The 16,520-nt window shown below is 58.4% G+C and carries 15 protein-coding genes and 1 tRNA gene; 8 read left to right on the top strand and 8 right to left on the bottom strand.

Annotated elements, in window-relative coordinates; translation table 11 throughout:
- From proB to rplU, 4 genes are all read right to left on the bottom strand, one after another.
- Positions 1-1,140 carry a glutamate 5-kinase gene (proB, locus tag LG301_RS01360; RefSeq protein ID WP_404472757.1) on the bottom strand — a complete coding sequence of 380 codons (1,140 nt, stop codon included), beginning with the start codon at positions 1,138-1,140 and terminating at the stop codon, positions 1-3.
- An 81-nt stretch (positions 1,141-1,221) separates the two neighbouring features.
- Positions 1,222-2,415, bottom strand: a complete 1,194-nt coding sequence (gene cgtA / locus LG301_RS01355) for an Obg family GTPase CgtA (RefSeq protein ID WP_404472755.1) — start codon at positions 2,413-2,415, stop codon at positions 1,222-1,224.
- Between the two features lie 141 nt (positions 2,416-2,556).
- Positions 2,557-2,814 (bottom strand): 50S ribosomal protein L27, encoded by a 258-nt coding sequence (gene rpmA, locus LG301_RS01350; RefSeq protein WP_404472753.1) that lies wholly within the window; start codon positions 2,812-2,814, stop codon positions 2,557-2,559.
- Positions 2,815-2,843: 29 nt separating this feature from the next.
- Positions 2,844-3,155, bottom strand: a complete 312-nt coding sequence (rplU, locus tag LG301_RS01345) for a 50S ribosomal protein L21 (RefSeq protein WP_404472751.1) — start codon at positions 3,153-3,155, stop codon at positions 2,844-2,846.
- Between the two features lie 285 nt (positions 3,156-3,440).
- Here rplU and ispB point away from each other — a divergent pair, with 285 nt between their 5' ends.
- The 3 genes from ispB (at position 3,441) to LG301_RS01330 (ending at position 5,723) form a co-directional block, all read left to right on the top strand.
- Positions 3,441-4,445, top strand: a complete 1,005-nt coding sequence (gene ispB, locus LG301_RS01340; RefSeq protein ID WP_404472749.1) for an octaprenyl diphosphate synthase — start codon at positions 3,441-3,443, stop codon at positions 4,443-4,445.
- A gap of 112 nt (positions 4,446-4,557) precedes the next feature.
- A tRNA-Pro gene (locus tag LG301_RS01335) sits at positions 4,558-4,634 on the top strand.
- A gap of 180 nt (positions 4,635-4,814) precedes the next feature.
- Entirely contained in the window at positions 4,815-5,723 is a 909-nt protein-coding gene (locus tag LG301_RS01330; protein ID WP_404472747.1) for a homocysteine S-methyltransferase family protein, read from the top strand.
- On the opposite strand, the gene LG301_RS01325 is transcribed toward LG301_RS01330, so the two are convergent.
- The 4 genes from LG301_RS01325 to LG301_RS01310 all read right to left on the bottom strand — a co-directional run bounded on the left by LG301_RS01325 (position 5,720) and on the right by LG301_RS01310 (position 11,174).
- Positions 5,720-7,981, bottom strand: a complete 2,262-nt coding sequence (locus tag LG301_RS01325) for an ATP-dependent DNA helicase (protein WP_404472745.1) — start codon at positions 7,979-7,981, stop codon at positions 5,720-5,722. The two genes, LG301_RS01330 and LG301_RS01325, sit on opposite strands and share 4 nt — an antisense overlap.
- Positions 7,978-9,666 carry a VRR-NUC domain-containing protein gene (locus LG301_RS01320; protein WP_404472744.1) on the bottom strand — a complete coding sequence of 563 codons (1,689 nt, stop codon included), beginning with the start codon at positions 9,664-9,666 and terminating at the stop codon, positions 7,978-7,980. The genes LG301_RS01325 and LG301_RS01320 overlap by 4 nt, the downstream gene beginning before the upstream one ends.
- A 32-nt stretch (positions 9,667-9,698) precedes the next feature.
- A complete protein-coding gene (locus tag LG301_RS01315; RefSeq protein ID WP_404472742.1) occupies positions 9,699-10,070 on the bottom strand; it encodes a hypothetical protein in 372 nt (123 codons plus the stop codon).
- Between the two features lie 198 nt (positions 10,071-10,268).
- Positions 10,269-11,174, bottom strand: a complete 906-nt coding sequence (locus LG301_RS01310; RefSeq protein ID WP_404472740.1) for a LysR family transcriptional regulator — start codon at positions 11,172-11,174, stop codon at positions 10,269-10,271.
- Positions 11,175-11,284: 110 nt separating this feature from the next.
- Here LG301_RS01310 and LG301_RS01305 point away from each other — a divergent pair, with 110 nt between their 5' ends.
- The 5 genes from LG301_RS01305 to LG301_RS01285 are packed head-to-tail and all read left to right on the top strand — an operon-like array spanning position 11,285 to position 16,460.
- Positions 11,285-12,652 (top strand): aspartate aminotransferase family protein, encoded by a 1,368-nt coding sequence (locus LG301_RS01305; RefSeq protein WP_404472738.1) that lies wholly within the window; start codon positions 11,285-11,287, stop codon positions 12,650-12,652.
- Positions 12,649-13,350 carry a CoA transferase subunit A gene (locus LG301_RS01300; protein WP_404472736.1) on the top strand — a complete coding sequence of 234 codons (702 nt, stop codon included), beginning with the start codon at positions 12,649-12,651 and terminating at the stop codon, positions 13,348-13,350. The genes LG301_RS01305 and LG301_RS01300 overlap by 4 nt, the downstream gene beginning before the upstream one ends.
- Complete coding sequence (locus LG301_RS01295) at positions 13,340-13,993, top strand: 3-oxoacid CoA-transferase subunit B (RefSeq protein WP_404472734.1); 654 nt, start codon at positions 13,340-13,342, stop codon at positions 13,991-13,993. Before LG301_RS01300 ends, LG301_RS01295 begins: the two co-directional genes overlap by 11 nt.
- Entirely contained in the window at positions 13,993-15,276 is a 1,284-nt protein-coding gene (locus LG301_RS01290; RefSeq protein WP_404472733.1) for an ArgE/DapE family deacylase, read from the top strand. Before LG301_RS01295 ends, LG301_RS01290 begins: the two co-directional genes overlap by 1 nt.
- Positions 15,273-16,460 (top strand): acetyl-CoA C-acyltransferase, encoded by a 1,188-nt coding sequence (locus LG301_RS01285; RefSeq protein WP_404472731.1) that lies wholly within the window; start codon positions 15,273-15,275, stop codon positions 16,458-16,460. The genes LG301_RS01290 and LG301_RS01285 overlap by 4 nt, the downstream gene beginning before the upstream one ends.
- Positions 16,461-16,520 lie beyond the last annotated feature (60 nt).

Genomic DNA, 16,520 nt, shown 5'->3' with positions numbered 1-16,520 from the left:
TTAAACAACGACTAAGTTATCGCGATGAATCAGCTCGTGAGCTTCCACATAACCCAGAAGTGCCTCAATTTGGTGGCTAGGCTGGCCTGCCAGCTGACGGGCTTCATCGGCGCCGTAGTTTACTAACCCTTTAGCCACGCGTGCGCCCTGCTCATCCACGCAGAGCACCATATCACCGCGCTTAAAACTGCCCTGAACGTCGCGCACCCCCACCGCCAACAGGCTAGAGCCTTTACCGCGCAGCACATTCACCGCCCCAGCATCCAACACCAAGGTGCCCCGCACCTGCAACTGGCCTGCCAGCCAGCGCTTGCGAGCAGCGATGGGCGCTTGATCTGGGCGCAGCAGCGTACCCAGCGCTTCGCCGGCCATGATGCGGTTAATCACCTCTGGCTGGCGGCCACTGGCAATCACGGTGACCGCGCCGGAACGCGCCGCCAGCTGCGCCGCGCGCACCTTGGTGCTCATACCGCCGCGCCCCAAGGCCCCGCCGCTGCCGGCAACTGCTGCTAAGCGCGGGTCATCGGCACGGCCCTCAGCAATCAGCGTGGCATTGGGATCGTGGCGAGGGTCGGCGTCGAACAGCCCTTCCTGGTCGGTGAGCAGCAGCAGCGCATCGGCTTCGAGCAGGTTAGCCACCAGCGCGCCGAGGGTATCGTTATCGCCAAAGCGGATCTCGTCGGTAACGACGGTATCGTTTTCGTTGATGACAGGTACCACGCGCATCTCGACCAGCGTGCGCAATGCCGAGAGCGCGTTCAGGTAGCGCTTGCGGTTAGAGAGGTCGTCGTGGGTGAGCAGAATTTGAGCCGTTAACATACCGTGGCGAGCAAAGTGCTGCTCGTAGCACTGGGTCAGGCCGTTCTGGCCTACCGCCGCGGCCGCTTGAAGCTCATGAACGGCACTGGGGCGCGCCTGCCACCCCAGGCGCACCATGCCCGCCGCTACTGCGCCAGAGGAGACCAGTACGACCTCTTTGCCCTGCTGGTGCAGCGCGGCAATCTGGTCAACCCAGCCACCAATCGCCGCTTCATCCAAACCGCGACCATCATTAGTGAGCAGCGCGCTGCCAATTTTCACCACCACCCGACGGGCGCTGCTTAACGCCTCACGGCCCGGCAACTGCTCATTGCTTTCCACGTCGCGACTCTCCTACGCCATTGCGCTCACGCGTTTAATTCCGTTATCCCTGCGGACGCCTACCCTTCAACCAACGGACGATTACGGGGCGTACTCTACTTCGACATCGTAATCATCGTCGTCGAAATCGTCATCGTCTTCTTCATCGTCGTCGCGTTTACGGCGACGGCCAAGACGCGCTTCCGTACGGGCCACTGATTCTTCCTCCATGCGGCGGCGCATTTCCTGCTCGCGGGCATGGGCTTCTTCATCTTCATTTTCCAGGCGCTGCTGCTCGGTGAGCCAGCGGTACGCCGCCTGTACCAGCTTATCGGTACCATCGCTGCTGATAGCCGAAATACGAAAGACCGGGCCATCCCAGTTCAGGGCATCGATAATCGCCTGAGCACGGGCTTCGCGATCCTCTTCCGGCAGCAGATCAAACTTATTCAGCACCAGCCAGCGCGGCCGCTCAGAAAGCGCCGGTGAGAACTGGCCCAGCTCATGAATAATCGCCTGGGCCGCTTCCACGGGGTCAGACTCGTCAAACGGCGCCACATCCACCACGTGGAAAAGCAGCCGCGTACGGGTCAGGTGCTTCAAGAAACGCAGCCCCAGACCCGCGCCGTCTGATGCGCCTTCAATCAGCCCCGGCACATCGGCCATCACAAAGTGCTCGTGCATCCCCAGCTTTACGACACCCAGATTAGGCACCAGGGTAGTAAACGGATAGTTTGCCACTTTGGGTTTGGCCGCGGACACCGAACGGATCAAGGTGGACTTGCCCGCATTCGGCATGCCCAAAAGACCCACATCGGCCATAACCTTCATTTCCAGGCGCAGGTTGCGGCGGTCGCCTTCGGTGCCCGGCGTGGTACGGCGAGGCGCACGGTTGGTGGAGGATTTAAAGTGAATGTTCCCCAACCCACGGCGACCGCCTTCGGCCACCAGTACCACCTGTCCGATATCAGTGACATCGGCGATCACCTCAAGGGTATCCTCATCGATCACCGTGGTGCCCACCGGCACTTTCACATGCAGGTCTTCACCGGCTTTACCGCTCATTTGGCGGCCCATGCCGCCCTGGCCGTTTTCCGCTTTGTAAAAACGCTGGAACTTGAAATCAATCAAGGTATTCAGCGAATCGTCACCAATCAGGTAGACGCTGCCACCGTGGCCACCATCGCCACCATCGGGGCCACCTTTGGGCACATATTTTTCGCGGCGAAAGCTCAGACAGCCATTGCCGCCTTTACCTGCCTCAACAATGATCGAGGCTTCATCGACGAACTGCATTGGATTCTCCCGGCCGCTTCCGCCGCCCTAACTGCAATATCCCACCTGTAGACAACAGGTAAAAGGGATTGAAAAGACAAAAAAGCCCCGCCATGGCGGGGCTTTTATTTCGTCATCTTCGTCCTGCGCAACGTGTGTTGCTTAGGCAGAAACGATGCTAACGAATTTACGGTTGTTCGGACCCTTGGTCTCGAACTTCACGAAGCCGTCGTTCAAAGCGAACAGCGTGTGATCACGGCCTAAGCCAACGCCAGTGCCTGCGTGGAAACGCGTGCCACGCTGACGAACGATGATGCTACCCGCGTTGGCCGCTTGGCCACCGAAGAGTTTCACACCTAAGCGTTTGGACTCGGAATCGCGACCGTTACGCGTGGAGCCGGCTGCCTTTTTATGTGCCATTGCAAAATCCTCCTAAGGGAATTGACCGCTTACGCAGAAATTCCGGTAATTTTGACTTCAGTGAACCACTGACGGTGGCCCTGACGCTTCATGCTGTGCTTACGGCGACGGAACTTGATGATCGTCACTTTATCGCCACGGCCGTGGGAAACGATCTCAGCAGACACTTTGGCACCGCTAATGAAAGGTGCGCCAATGTTGACGTCATCGCCATCTGCAACCAGCAGCACTTCATCAAACTCAATCGTTTCGCCGGTAGCAACTTCGATTTTTTCGAGCTTGAGGGTTTGACCTTCTTGAACGCGGTACTGTTTGCCACCGCTTTTAATAACTGCGTACATGTCGCTCTCCGGACTTGTCGTTAATGCCGGTTACGCCCCGCGTAACCAACGCTCATCGCCTTCCGCTCTTATTGACCTGCTGCGAGTGGCGCCCCTTTTGGCAGCCATCTGACAGGGAGCATGATGAGTGGGTCGCGAATTATAGCGACTATCGTTGTCTACCACAAGACTACAGGGCATTGTCAATCACACCTTACGCCATGAGCGCTTACCTCTACCTTGACGCCTCACAACCAGCCCCATAGCATGGCCTCAACTACCCCACCCCCGCGATGAACGGAACCCATGACAGCCAACGTCTCTCAAACCCCGCCTGCCAGCCCAACGCCTTCACCGCTGCACGCCGTGGTGGCCGATGACTTTGACGCCGTAAACCGCACTATTGTCGCGCAGCTGAACTCCAAGGTGCCGCTGGTCGAAACCATCGGCCAATACATAATTGAAAGCGGTGGTAAACGCCTGCGCCCGTTGATGGTGCTGCTGGCGGCCCGCTCGCTAGGCTATGAGGGCGACAAACATATTACGCTCGCCACGCTGATCGAGTTTATGCACACCTCCACTCTATTGCACGACGACGTGGTGGATGAGTCGCACATGCGCCGGGGCAAAAAAACCGCCAACGATGCATGGGGCAACGCACCGTCCGTGCTGGTAGGTGACTTCCTCTATTCGCGCTCATTTCAAATGATGGTGGACGTAGGCTCCATGCGCATCATGGCGATTCTCTCTGGCGCGACCTGCGTGATCGCTGAAGGCGAGGTGCTGCAGCTCACCAACATCGGCAACCCGAGCATCTCTGAAACGGACTACTTTGAAACCATTCAAGGTAAAACAGCGATGCTGTTTGAAGCCGCCTCCCACAGCGGTGCCGTGCTTGCCGACGCTACCCCTGAGCAAGAGCGCGCCCTGCAGTATTACGGCCGCTATTTAGGCCTCGCTTTCCAACTCATTGACGACCTGCTGGACTACCAAGGCGACGCCAAGGCCATGGGCAAAAATGTTGGCGACGACTTGGCAGAAGGCAAACCAACCCTGCCGCTGATTCACGCTATGGAACGCGGCACGCCGGAACAGGCGAAGCTGATCCGCCAAGTAATTCGCAAAGGCGGGCTAGAGCAGCTCGACGAGGTGCTGGAGATTATCAATGCCACTGGCGCACTGGAATACACCCGCGCACGGGCCGTTGAGATGGCCGATAAAGCTCTCGCTGAACTTGATGCTCTGCCCCCCAGCCCCTACCGCGACAGTATGGCGAACATCGCTCGGTTAGCGGTTGATCGCAAAGCATAAAGTCTGCGCCACAAAGCAACACAGCGCGTAAAAAGGGGCTTGAAAAAACTCCTTCGCCTGCGTATGATTCGCTCCGTTGTTAAACACTGCCCAGCACGCTTTTAACAACCTTCGGAATATAGCTCAGCTTGGTAGAGCGCTGCCTTCGGGAGGCAGAGGTCGTAGGTTCGAATCCTGCTATTCCGACCAAAAATTACAGAAAACGGCCACTTAGCTAACACAGCTAGTGGCCGTTTTTGGTTTAAGCCGACCACCTCGGTGGAGGTAACGCTAGACAGGTTTGAAATGGCCTCCATTAAGACCTAGTCTCGTTAAGCACTGCATCAGTGGCCGAGTCGTCACGATGCACCACTAAAAGGGTATGCGTAGATGATTGCTAAAGAATGCCAGATAACCCTGCTCGATGGCGGCATGGGCCAGGAACTGCGCAGACGTAGCCGCTACCCCGCCTCGCCCTTATGGTCGGCACAGGTCATGCGCGATGAACCGCACTTGGTCATTGCTGCCCACCGCGACTTCATCGAGGCAGGGGCAGACATCATCACGCTTAACAACTACAGCGTTACCCCCCAGCGGCTAGCACGGGACGGCGACCCAGCGCTGTTCGCAACGTTACATGAGGCGGCGCTGACCGCTGCTCGACAGGCGCGGGAAGAGAGCGGCCGCGCTGTAGCGATTGCTGGCTGCCTGCCGCCTCTGGTGGCAAGCTACCATCACACGGCAGTGCCTGATGATACCACCTGCCTGAGCAGCTACCGCCAGTTAGTGGACGCCCAGGCGGGGGTGGATCTTTTCATTTGTGAGACCATGTCGCTGGCGCGTGAAGCGCGAGCTGCGACGATGGCGGCGATTGAGCGCAACACGCGAGTATGGACAGCGTTTACCGTCGATGACAGTGATGGCACACGCTTGCGCTCTGGCGAGCTTTTGGCTGACGCGGCACAGGCGACAATGGCCGCAGGCGCTGAGAAAATACTCGTGAATTGCTCTGTACCCGAAGCCATTACCACAGCAATGGAGGTGCTGGCAGCTGCCAATATTCCCTTCGGTGGCTTTGCCAACGGATTTACCTCTATCGCCGCGCTTCAGCCAGGGGGCACCGTGGATACATTAACGGCGCGAGAGGATCTTGGCCCACAGGCCTATGCCGATTACGCGCTTAAGTGGGTAAAGCAAGGTGCAACGGTGGTCGGCGGCTGCTGTGAGGTTGGCCCTGCCCATATTGCAGCCATCGCCGCACGCTTAAAAAATGCCGGGTACACGCTGGCAATCCCCTAGGGCGCTAGCCCCCACCAGCGTGGCAGCAGGGCGCGCACTTTGGCCTGGGCAAAACGGTCGTCCATTAATATCACCACCCCTTTATCGTCAGGGCTACGGATCACCCTTCCAGCGGCTTGCACGACTTTGATCATGCCGGGTATGCGGTAGGTGTAGTCATCACCCTGACCGAAACGGGTGTTCATGCGCGCTTTCAGCGCTTCATTAAAGTCGTTAAACGGCGGCAGGCCTAAAGTAGCGATAAACGCGCCGATTAAACGCTCACCAGGAAGATCGATTCCTTCGGCGAAAGCCCCGCCCAGTACGGCAAAGCCGATGCCCTTACCGCCTGGGGTGAAGCGTGCCAGAAAGGCGTCGCGCTCGGCTTCCTGCATTCCTCGGGTTTGGGCAAACACTGGCACACCGGGGTGTGCGTACTGAAACTGCCCCATCACCTGCTCCAGATAAGCAAAGCTACTAAAAAACGCCAGATAGTGGCCAGGTTGCCGCTGATACTGATCCGCCAGGGCATCCACAATCGGCACCACAGAGGCCTCCCGATGATGATAGCGCGTGGAAATATCGGCGCGAATACGCACTTCCAACTGGCGGGCGGCAAACGGTGAGGCCACTTCCCGCCACACGCTGTTTTCCGGTAACCCGAGTAAATCGCGATAGTAGTGAAACGGGGTCAGCGTGGCTGAAAAGAGCACTGCACTGTGCGCCGCTTTGAAGCGCACCGCTAAAAAATCAGCAGGAATGACATTGCGCAGCCCCAGCACTGCGTCGCCTCGGCCATATATAGCAAGGTCGCACAACGAGTGGTCACCAAACCGCTCCGCCAACCGGCAGAAAGCCAGCGCTTCAAACAGCAGCTCTTGAAGCTCAACGCCTGCGGCGTCAGGGTGCTCAACCAAATAATCGGTGATCGCGCCCGCCAAGGTCTGCACCGCACCCACCAGTTTGTTGGGCAGCGCCGCCAGTAAATGGTAGTGGTTCGATGTCGCCGCGTCGGTGGTCACTTCTTTCGTTAGTGCCTGCCACTGCCGCCCCACCCGAGCAAGCGGTTTGGCAAGCGCGGGGGGTGAACGGCGCCGCAAACGGCTCAAGCGCTGCTGAGACAGCTCGGCGCTGTACATGTCCCGCGCTCGTTCAACTAAGTTATGCGCTTCATCGACCAACAGACCTACCCGCCAGTCGTTGGCGTAGGCCAAGCCGTGCAGCAGCGCATGGCTGTCAAACCAGTGATTCACATCGCCCACCACCACGTCGGCCCAGCGGGCGAGTTCCTGACCTAGATAATACGGGCACACACTGTGGGCAAGCGCCATCTCACGCAGTCCGTCACGATCTAGCCAGCGACGTTCCACTGCGGCTTGACGAGCGGCAGGCAGGCGGTCATAAAAACCCGCTGCCAACGGGCAAGCATCGCCTTGGCAAGCGGTACCTGGGTATTCGCAGGCTTTTTGCCTGGCCACCAGCTCCAGCACACGCAGCGGCTGAGTGGGAGCGTCCAGGCGGGCTAATGCATCCAGCGCCAAGCGGCGGCCTGGGGTTTTCATCGTCAGAAAGGCCACTCTATCCAGCTGCTGACGGGGCATTGCAGAGAGCATTGGAAACAGCGTGCCAAGGGTTTTGCCGATACCGGTAGGCGCTTGGGCCAGTAGGCACCGCCCGGTGCTGGCGGCTTTATAGACATCTTCCGCCAACGGGCGCTGCCCAGGGCGAAAACCTGGGTAGGGGAACGTCAGCGTCGCCAGCCACGCGTCGCGGCGCTGGCGATGGGCAGACTCCTGCTCCGCCCAGGCCAAAAAGCGCTGGCATTGATCGATAAAAAACGCCTGCAATTCAGCCGCGCTAGCCTCGTGGGTCAACAGCGTTTCCTGGCCACTAGCGATGTCCAGGTACACCAAGGCCAGCGTCAAACGCTCAAGATGCCGTTCGGCGCACAGCAGCGCGCCATATATTTTCACCTGCCCCCAGTGCAACGCACGCTGATTGGCGGCCATGCGATCTAGATTGCCACGATAGGTTTTAACCTCTTCCAGCCGGTTAGCGCTGGGGTCAAAGCCGTCAGCGCGACCCGCCACGCGAAGCGCCTGATACTCACCGGAAAGCGGCAGTTCAGCCAGGTAATCCTCGCCCCGGCGGCTAGCCACTAACCCATGCCCTTCGATACCTTCCTGAGCGCTGGGGGCTGGCGTAAAGCGGTGATCAAGATCGCCCTCCCGTGCGGTGAAATCACACAGCGTACGCACCGCTACCCGATAGCGATTCATTGATGCCCTGCTTGCTGCCAGCGCACGTGGCATACCTCAACGGGCATGCCGTGGCGGCAAAAAAAGTCGATCCAGCGGCGTTGGTTATCCTGCAGCCGGTCTCCTGGGCCTTTCACTTCTATCATTTTGTAGCGTGGTTCGCCGGGAGGTGCATCCGGCATCAACTGAATCAGATCAGGCAGCCCCGCTCGGTTATGCTTAAGATCATCGAGCAGCCGCGTAAAGCAAGCACGCAAATGAGCAGGAGGCAAACACGTAAGCGCAAGCGTTAGCAGATCCTCACGGACGATTCCCCAGTGCACAAACGGCGAGGTAATACCTTGCTTAGCATGCCATGCACTAAGCATCGTCTCCTGATAGCCACCGTTATCCAGCTCTGCCAGACAAGCGTCAATATCGGCTTGGCGCTGAGAGACAAAATCCTCGCGGTATAAATCCGCTGGTCCGCTATGAAACGGGTGGAAAAACGCCCCTGGCAACGGTTTAAAAATAGCGGGCCAGAGCAGTAAGCCAAACAGCCCGGTAAGCAGGCTGTTTTCCACATAGAACACAGGGGCCTTTGAGGTGGAAAGGTGCTCGGCAACGGCGCGCTCCACCGGCTGCGGGCCAGGGAGTTCCAGCTCGTAGGTCGGAGCATCAGCCGCGTGAGCGACATGAGGCACAGGCTGGTTCAATTTACGCGCCAAACGCGGTAACAGCCGCCTAAGCGCTTGCTGCTCACCGTCGTTTGGCTGCGCGTCCAGCGCGCTGATGGTGAGCTGATAGGCCTCAGAATAACGACGCAGACGCTCCAATACCCGCAACCTGCGGATGCGTGCCTCGCTGTTGTTCGACTCAGCGTAAAGTGAAAGCGCCAGCTCCGCGTAACCGCTGCGCTCTGCCGTGCGACCGAGGTTAAGCAGCAGCCGCGAACGACGGGCGTCTAGCCATCGATTGCCGAACGCAGCGGGTACTTCTTGCGCCAGCAGGTTAGGTGGCTCGCCGTCGTCCAGGCGTTCCCGCAGGCGGTGCAGCGTTAAGTAAGTAGTCACTTCATCGCGGCTTTGGAACGCGCGTGATGCGGCGGTAATCGGCACCTGCTCAAAGCGCTGCAGGCCCAGCTCCGTTAGCACAAACTCTGCCCAGTCCTGGCGCAGGTTGCCGAAAAACATCAGCCGAAGACGGTCACAAAGCGCCATTATCGTTAGCCGAACAATCTGCGTCGACGCCGTTGGCCACCACTGCTGAAGGGGGGCGGGTGCTTGTAGCGACCCTTCCAGTGCTGCTTGAAGCGCCGCTTTCGTGCTGTTGCGGGCTAGCCCTGCGCGGGTGATTTCGCCTGCCAATGCTTGGCGCAGTTCACTCAGTCGCAACAGGCGAAATAGCTCGCGACTGCTTAACTTAGGTGCGCTGTCCACCCAGCCCAACGCGACCAATGGCGCCAAGGCCTGCTCGGTATCACCAATTTCCGCATAGGCCAGTTTGTCCAGACGAAACAATTCCCCTTTGCGCATCACCATGCGCACCAATAGCGCCTGAGAGGCTTGGGGTAACGTCTCAAAATGATGAATCGCGTCGCGCTCAGCAGCGCTTAAGAGATCGTGATGGCGGGCTTCTACCCACGCCAATACGTAACGAAAATTCGTCAGGTAGTAGAAAGGGTCATCTAGGGAGGCGGTCGCTGACGCGACAGAGGCACTGTTCATTTATCCATTGTAACAGCGCTTGATGGAGCAAGTTAACCCACCCGGTGCTGATAGAGCACGTCCAGCGCATCTTGGTCATCTGGCTGCTGAGCGGGAGCCGGCGCATCTGTATTTAAAGAAGGTTTGAAGGTCGCCGGTTTGTGACCGCCTACCAGCACATACCACTCTGCTTCTGTCAGATAATGTTGGCACCAGCGGCTTAAGCCAGCGGCCACGTCATCGCGGATACGCTCGCCGCTACGGAAAGCGTGGGCGAGATGCAGCAAGTCCTGGCGAGCAGTGCGGGCGCGGGCGTTGCCACCGTGCACTTTGGAAAGTGGGCAGCGTCGATCATAGGCCGCGTTGGTTAATGCATTTAACCAGCGTTCCAATTCATGCGCCTGAATACCGCCATAAACTGCCACACTGCACTCCATGCTGAATGATGATTGAAATTTAATGAACTCCGCCCATTAGCACTGGCGAAAAAGGGCGTTAGATTGCCCGATTGTGGTGCAACTGTCATCTTCGGGATATTCCTGGCCCCCGGGCATAGCCAAGGCAAGACGTAACGCCCTATGTCTGTACTATAACTGCTAATCGATCGAAATAATTTTTTAACGTTAGTAATTCATAAGCGCCTTTTTCGCTTTGTGCTTAAGCGACGCCAACACTTTAGACTCATGCCATTCTGGGCGATAAACAATGCCAAAACCAAACGACAACGCAGGCATAAAAGGCAGCACTTTGACATGGTCGTGGCGCGACAGCTGATCTTTCGCAGTAATCGGGTTCATCACCGTGACACCCACCTCATTAGCCACCAACGCACTAATGGTACCGATATTAGCTTCCGTTTTACCTGAAATTTTAACCCCATGCTCGGCGACAAGCTCCAGTAGCGGATTCGTACTCACACTTGGCTGGTTGCTGATCACTAAATGTTGACCACGCAAATCACTGACTTCAACCACCTCACGCGTGGCTAATTCAAGCTTGTCAGGCACCAGCGCCACGGCTTCTGTCACCAGCAGTGTTTCTGTTAAGAGCTGAGGAGACGTCGCTGGCAATGTAATAAAGCCGATATCCGCATGGCTTGATTCCACCGCTGTTTGTACATCGTGGCTCGACATCATATCCAGACTAATACTTATTCGGCTGTTTTCAGCCAGTAACGCAGCGACTATTTGGGGCACAAAGCCAAAACATAGCCCGGGAATCGCGGCAATTCTCAAGCGTGATGTGCCGAACTCCTTTAGCGCCAACACACTATGGCGTAGCTCTTCAATATTGCCCATCAGCCTGAGAATCTCATCGTACAGCTCGCGTGCTTCAGGCGTTGCTAGCAAGCGATTTTTTTCACGTAGAAAGAGCTGGATCCCCAGGTTCTCTTCAAGCTGCGCCAGCGAACGACTCACTCCCGATTGCGTCATGCCAAGCAGGCGTGCCGTCCCTGAAGCGCTACCTACTTCATACAGCGTCTTGAAAGTTGCTAATGCTTTCAACGAGTTAATGGTGACTTCAGGCATGACTTTTACTCATTGATATTCGAAAAACGATCATATATTGAAATATAGTAACAAGCCTACCTAGACTGCAAGTGAGATTTTTCACCACACCATAAAAAACGGAAAACGTGATGACCGACTCTCCGCTGTTCTACCAGGCAGGTCCTGCCCTGCCGGAAGTCAGCCACGCTGATGGCGTTATGCTCTGGGATACCCAGGGCAAGGATTATCTGGATGGCTGCTCCGGGGCTATTTCCTGCAACCTTGGTCATGGCCGACAGGATATTCGTGACGCCATGCTCGCCCAGATGGATAAGGTGGCCTTCACCTATCGCACTCAGTTTGAAAGCGCCCCTGCCGTTGCGCTTGGCCATCGGCTAGTCGAGCTATTTGAGGGTGAACTCGGCAAGGTGTTTTTCATTTCCAGCGGTTCCGAGGCAGTGGAGTCGGCCCTAAAGCTGGCAAGGCAATACTTTTTCGCCCTTGGTCAGCCTCAGCGCCAGCGCTTTGTATCGCTGCGCCCGTCTTATCATGGCAGCACCATGGGGGCACTGGGCATGACCGGCTATCAGCCGCTGGAAGCGCCCTTCACCAGCATGACCCATGCGTCCATCAAAGTGCCGGGGCCGGATTTCTATCGTCATCAGGAGTGTGATGATGACACTCACGTTGACCGCATCCTGGCAGAGACCCGCGCCGCCATGGAAGCCGCTGGTCCTGAATCACTGATTGGTTTTGTCATCGAGCCAATCGGCGGTGCCAGCACCGGTGCACGGCTATTAGGCAAACGCTACCTGCAAGGCATTCGTGCCTTATGCGATGAATTCGGCTGCTTGCTGATTGCCGATGAAGTGCTCACCGGCGTGGGCCGAACTGGCACTTGGTTTGCCTGCCAGCACTACGATGTGGTGCCGGACATCCTGGTCACCGCAAAGGGACTGGGCGCGGGCTACTACCCCATTGGCGCGATGCTCGCCCGCAGCGCTATCGTCGAAACGGTCATGGCCAGCGGTGGCTTCCAACACGGCCACACCTATGCTGGCAACCCTTTGGCCTGCGCTACTGGCCTGGCCGTGCTTGAGGCCATTGTGCGCGAAGATTTGCTGGAAAATACCCGCCAGCGTGGCGCGCAGCTGGAAGCAGGGCTGCGCAAGCTTGCCGAGCGCTACGACTGGGTCGGCCATGTGCGCGGTGCTGGCTTGTTATGGGGCGTCGAACTGGTCGCTGATGGCGAATCGCGCCAGCCTTTCCCTGCCGAGCAAAACCGCTTTGCCCAAATCACCGCATTGGCCAAACAGGAAGGTCTTCTGATCTACCCTCGCCGCACTCTGGATGGCGTGGCCGGTGATCATTTCCTGGTCTGCCCGCCGCTGACCATTCAGCCCGAGGAAGTCGACACCCTGCTGGAACGCTTAGCGCGTGCCATGGCGCGTTTTGATCAAGCGCTCACCGCCTCTGATTTGCCCCCACAACCTTCCCGGGAGCGCTTAACACCATGACGCTGCTAAACCACAAAACCTGTGATATTGACGCGGCCATCGCCGAGATTCCTAATGGCGCGACCATCATGGTGGGCGGCTTTGGCTCGCCGGGCACGCCGTTTGCGTTGCTCGACGCTCTGCTCGCCAGCGGTCAACGCAACCTGACGCTGATTAAAAACGATGCCAATGAACCCGGTATCGGTATCGGCAAGCTAATTGAGGCAGGCCGTGTAAAGCGCTTGATCACCTCTCACTTAGGCCTCAACCGAACAGCCATTGACGCCATGAATGCTGGCGAGATGGAGGTCATTTTTCATCCTCAGGGGCTGTTGGCTGAAAAAATCCGCTGTGCAGGCGTTGGCCATGGCGGCTTTCTTACCGATATCGGCATCGGTACGGAAATTGCCGAAGGCCGTCGAGAAATCAGTGTGGAAGGTTGCACCTGGGCGATTGAGCCTGCCTTACAGGCTGATGTTGCTCTCATTCATGCCGAGCGAGCCGACCGTTACGGCAACCTGATCTATCGCGCTACGGCCAGCAATTTCAACCCCTTAATGGCCATGGCTGCCGAGCGGGTGATTGCCCAAACCTACCGTATCGACCAACCCGGCGACCTGCCTATCGACACCATTCATACGCCTTGTGCCTTTGTCGGTCATGTGGTGCAGGTCGACCGCGCGTCCAGCCAGCAAGGAGTTCGCCCCCATGCTTTCTGATCAGCAGCGTATGTTGACCCGCGCCGCCCTTGAAGTCATCGACGGCCAGATCGTCAACCTGGGGATCGGGCTGCCAACACGGCTGTTCCACTACCTGCCCGATGATATGAATGTCCTAGTGCATTCCGAAAACGGCGTGCTGGGCTGCCGCCCCCGCCAAGAAGGTGAAGCGCCCGATATCGACATGATTGACTCCGGCGGCGCGTATATCACCACCCGCGCGGGGGCTAGCGTGTTCGATAGCGCCACATCCTTTGCAATGATCCGCCGCAGTCGCGTGGACGTTACCTTTATGGGCGCCTTCGAGGTGGATCAGGAAGGCAACCTGGCCAACTGGAAAATTCCTGGCAAATTCTCGCCTGGCATTGGCGGCGCCATGGAGCTGGCCCAGAAAGTCGCCCGACTGGTGGTGCTGTGCTCCCACAACGACAAGCACGGCAACCCCAAGATTCTCACCCGCTGCCAGTTACCCCTGACCGCCAGCCGCTGTATTTCCCGCATTATCACCGAGAAAGCCGTGATGGATGTGACCTCGGAAGGACTTGAGGTAGTAGAAATCGCCGAAGGGCTGAGCGTTGAAGCGCTGCTCGAAGCTACCGACGCCCCCCTGCTGATTGATGAATCACGTTTAGGGAGATTCTGATGCTCGACGCCACCGAACAACGCATCCTTGCCTGCTGCAATGCCTTGATGGACGACACCCTGGAACTGACCAGTGACTTGGTGCGGGGCTATAGCGTACTCGGCCAGGAACAGAGTGCGCTGGACACCATGGAGCGCCACCTTGAGCGCCTGGGCCTGCCAGTGACCCGTGTACCCTTGGATGCCCCAGGCTTTGAGGAGCACCCCCATCGCGCCCCCACTGAGTGGCCCAGCAACGGCCGCTACAATGTCATTTCAGACTTAAACCCCGGCGCGCCAGGCCCACATTTAGTGTTCAACGGCCATCTCGATGTAGTGCCTGCCGAACCCATTGATATGTGGACCCGCCCCCCCTGGGAGCCGTGGCAACAAGATGGCTGGCTGTATGGCCGTGGCGCGGGCGATATGAAGGCGGGGATTGCCGCTATGGTCATGGCGGTTGAAGCGGTGCGTCAGGCAGGCGTCGAGATTAACTTTCCCTTTACCCTGCAAACCGTGATTGAAGAAGAGTGTACCGGCAACGGCGCGTTAGCCTGCCTTCATCAAGGCTTTACCGGTGACTTCGTGCTGATACCAGAACCGTTCGGTGCCCAGATTTACGCCGGTCAGGTGGGCGTACTGTGGTTCCGCATGCGCCTGGATGGCGTGCCCGCTCACGTGCTTGACCCTTCCGCCGGGCGCAATGCGATTGAGTCTTTGCAGGCATATATGCCCACACTGAAAGCGCTGGAAGCCGAAATGAATGATTTACCTCGGCCAGCGCTCTACGTTGACCATCCTCACCCGTTCAACCTTAGCGTTGGCCGTGTGGATGCGGGCAACTGGGCCTCCAGCGTGCCCGCCCACGCCATTCTGGAAGGGCGTGTTGGCTTCCCGCCCGGCATGTCACCGGAGGATGCCATGCAGCGGGTTCGCGATACACTGATGGCCCGCCACGCCGAGCTTGACGACGCGACACCTCCACCAATGGTCAGCTTCCACGGCTTTCGCTCCGAAGGGCATGTGGTCGATCTCGACACCCCTGGTATCCGGCTCCTCTCGGAGTGCCACGAAGCCTTATTGGGCGAACCACCTGCTCACTATCTGTCCACCTGCACCACTGACCTGAGGGCCTTCCACGTTTCCGGCGAGATCAACGGCACCTGCTACGGCCCAATTGCTCAGCGCATTCACGGTGTAGACGAGTGCGTCAACATCGACTCGATCCGCCACGTGCTAACCACCTATGCCCTGTTCATCCACCGCTGGGCGCGCATGGCAGACAACCAGGAGACCCACTCATGAGAGATGTCTATCTCGCCGACTATGCGCGTAGCGCCTTCAGCCGCGCGCACCCCCGCAAACCCGAGGTCGATGCGTGGGCCGACACCCGCAGCGATGCCCTTCTGGCCAGCGTGCTCGATGGCTTATTAGCACGTAGCGGCGTTGACGGCGCGGCGGTGGAAGACCTGAGCATTGGCTGCGCACTGCCAGTGAAAGAGCAGTGGAGCTTTGGGGGACGTTATCCCCTGTGGCTTGCCCAGCGGCTGGGAGCACATGGCCAGGGCTGCGCAACCCGTCAAATTGATCAGCAATGTGGCTCTGGTCTTGCCGCCCTACGCAACACCGCACGGGAGATTCAGGCGGGCGCGGTTGAGGTTGGCATGGCCGGCGGCGTGGAAAATATGACCCGCGTACCCATGGGCCCGGCACTGTTTAAAGAAGGCGTGCTGACCAGCCCTCAAGCGCTGCAAACAGCCGACTGGCTGACGCTCGACGTGGTGCTCAACATGGGGCTGACCGCCGAACGGCTGGCCAAAGCAGCGGGTATTTCGCGTGAGGCAATGGATGCCCTCGCCCTCAGCTCCCACCAGCGTGCCGCCAAGGCCAACGCAGCAGGTCACTTTGACGCTGAGCGTTTGACCCTGAACAACGCGGCGGGCGAACCGGTTAGCGCGGACAGCAATATCCGCGCGGATACTAGCGCTGAGCGCCTGGCAGGGCTGGACCCGGTATTTATGCAAGGCGGCACCGTGACCGCAGGCAACAGCTCGCCGCTGACCTCGGGTGCCGCCGCCACGCTACTGATGTCGGAATCTGCCCTGCGCCAGCACGACATTAGCCCCTTGGCACGCGTTGTGGCCATCGCCGACTGCGGCGTCAAGCCAGAGGAGATGGGCGCCGGTGCCGCCGCCGCCATTCGTCGCGCGCTGAAACAGGCTCAACTGACACCGCAGGACATCGGCGTGTGGGAAATCAACGAAGCTTTCGCCGCAGTGCCTTTGCATGCCATGGGTGAGCTTTCGATTGACCCTGAGAACGTCAATATCTGGGGCGGCGCCATGGCACTGGGGCACCCGTTAGGCGCGACCGGCATCCGCCTCGCTGGCACACTTAGCCGACTTCTTCACTCCCGCCAACAGCGCTATGGCTGCGCAGCGGCCTGCATCGGCGGTGGGCAAGGCATCGCCATCATTTTAGAACGTTAGAGCAACTGGACGCCGTTTAACCAGGCGGTAAACAACACTAACTCCTTATAAGGAGAACAA

The sequence above is a fragment of the Vreelandella venusta genome, assembly GCF_044809155.1.
GTDB classification, from domain to species: Bacteria; Pseudomonadota; Gammaproteobacteria; order Pseudomonadales; family Halomonadaceae; genus Vreelandella; species Vreelandella venusta_B.
Note: the sequence above shows the minus strand (reverse complement) of the source record. Positions and strands in the feature narration are given on the sequence as shown.

What these genes read in the sequence shown, in the direction of transcription:
- cgtA (WP_404472755.1), bottom strand. Translation starts at nt 2,415, where the DNA reads ATGCAGTTCGTCGATGAAGCCTCGATCATTGTTGAGGCAGGTAAAGGC.
- rpmA (WP_404472753.1), bottom strand. Translation starts at nt 2,814, where the DNA reads ATGGCACATAAAAAGGCAGCCGGCTCCACGCGTAACGGTCGCGATTCC.
- rplU (WP_404472751.1), bottom strand. Translation starts at nt 3,155, where the DNA reads ATGTACGCAGTTATTAAAAGCGGTGGCAAACAGTACCGCGTTCAAGAA.
- ispB (WP_404472749.1), top strand. Translation starts at nt 3,441, where the DNA reads ATGACAGCCAACGTCTCTCAAACCCCGCCTGCCAGCCCAACGCCTTCA.
- LG301_RS01330 (WP_404472747.1), top strand. Translation starts at nt 4,815, where the DNA reads ATGATTGCTAAAGAATGCCAGATAACCCTGCTCGATGGCGGCATGGGC.
- LG301_RS01325 (WP_404472745.1), bottom strand. Translation starts at nt 7,981, where the DNA reads ATGAATCGCTATCGGGTAGCGGTGCGTACGCTGTGTGATTTCACCGCA.
- LG301_RS01320 (WP_404472744.1), bottom strand. Translation starts at nt 9,666, where the DNA reads ATGAACAGTGCCTCTGTCGCGTCAGCGACCGCCTCCCTAGATGACCCT.
- LG301_RS01310 (WP_404472740.1), bottom strand. Translation starts at nt 11,174, where the DNA reads ATGCCTGAAGTCACCATTAACTCGTTGAAAGCATTAGCAACTTTCAAG.
- LG301_RS01305 (WP_404472738.1), top strand. Translation starts at nt 11,285, where the DNA reads ATGACCGACTCTCCGCTGTTCTACCAGGCAGGTCCTGCCCTGCCGGAA.
- LG301_RS01300 (WP_404472736.1), top strand. Translation starts at nt 12,649, where the DNA reads ATGACGCTGCTAAACCACAAAACCTGTGATATTGACGCGGCCATCGCC.
- LG301_RS01295 (WP_404472734.1), top strand. Translation starts at nt 13,340, where the DNA reads ATGCTTTCTGATCAGCAGCGTATGTTGACCCGCGCCGCCCTTGAAGTC.
- LG301_RS01290 (WP_404472733.1), top strand. Translation starts at nt 13,993, where the DNA reads ATGCTCGACGCCACCGAACAACGCATCCTTGCCTGCTGCAATGCCTTG.
- LG301_RS01285 (WP_404472731.1), top strand. Translation starts at nt 15,273, where the DNA reads ATGAGAGATGTCTATCTCGCCGACTATGCGCGTAGCGCCTTCAGCCGC.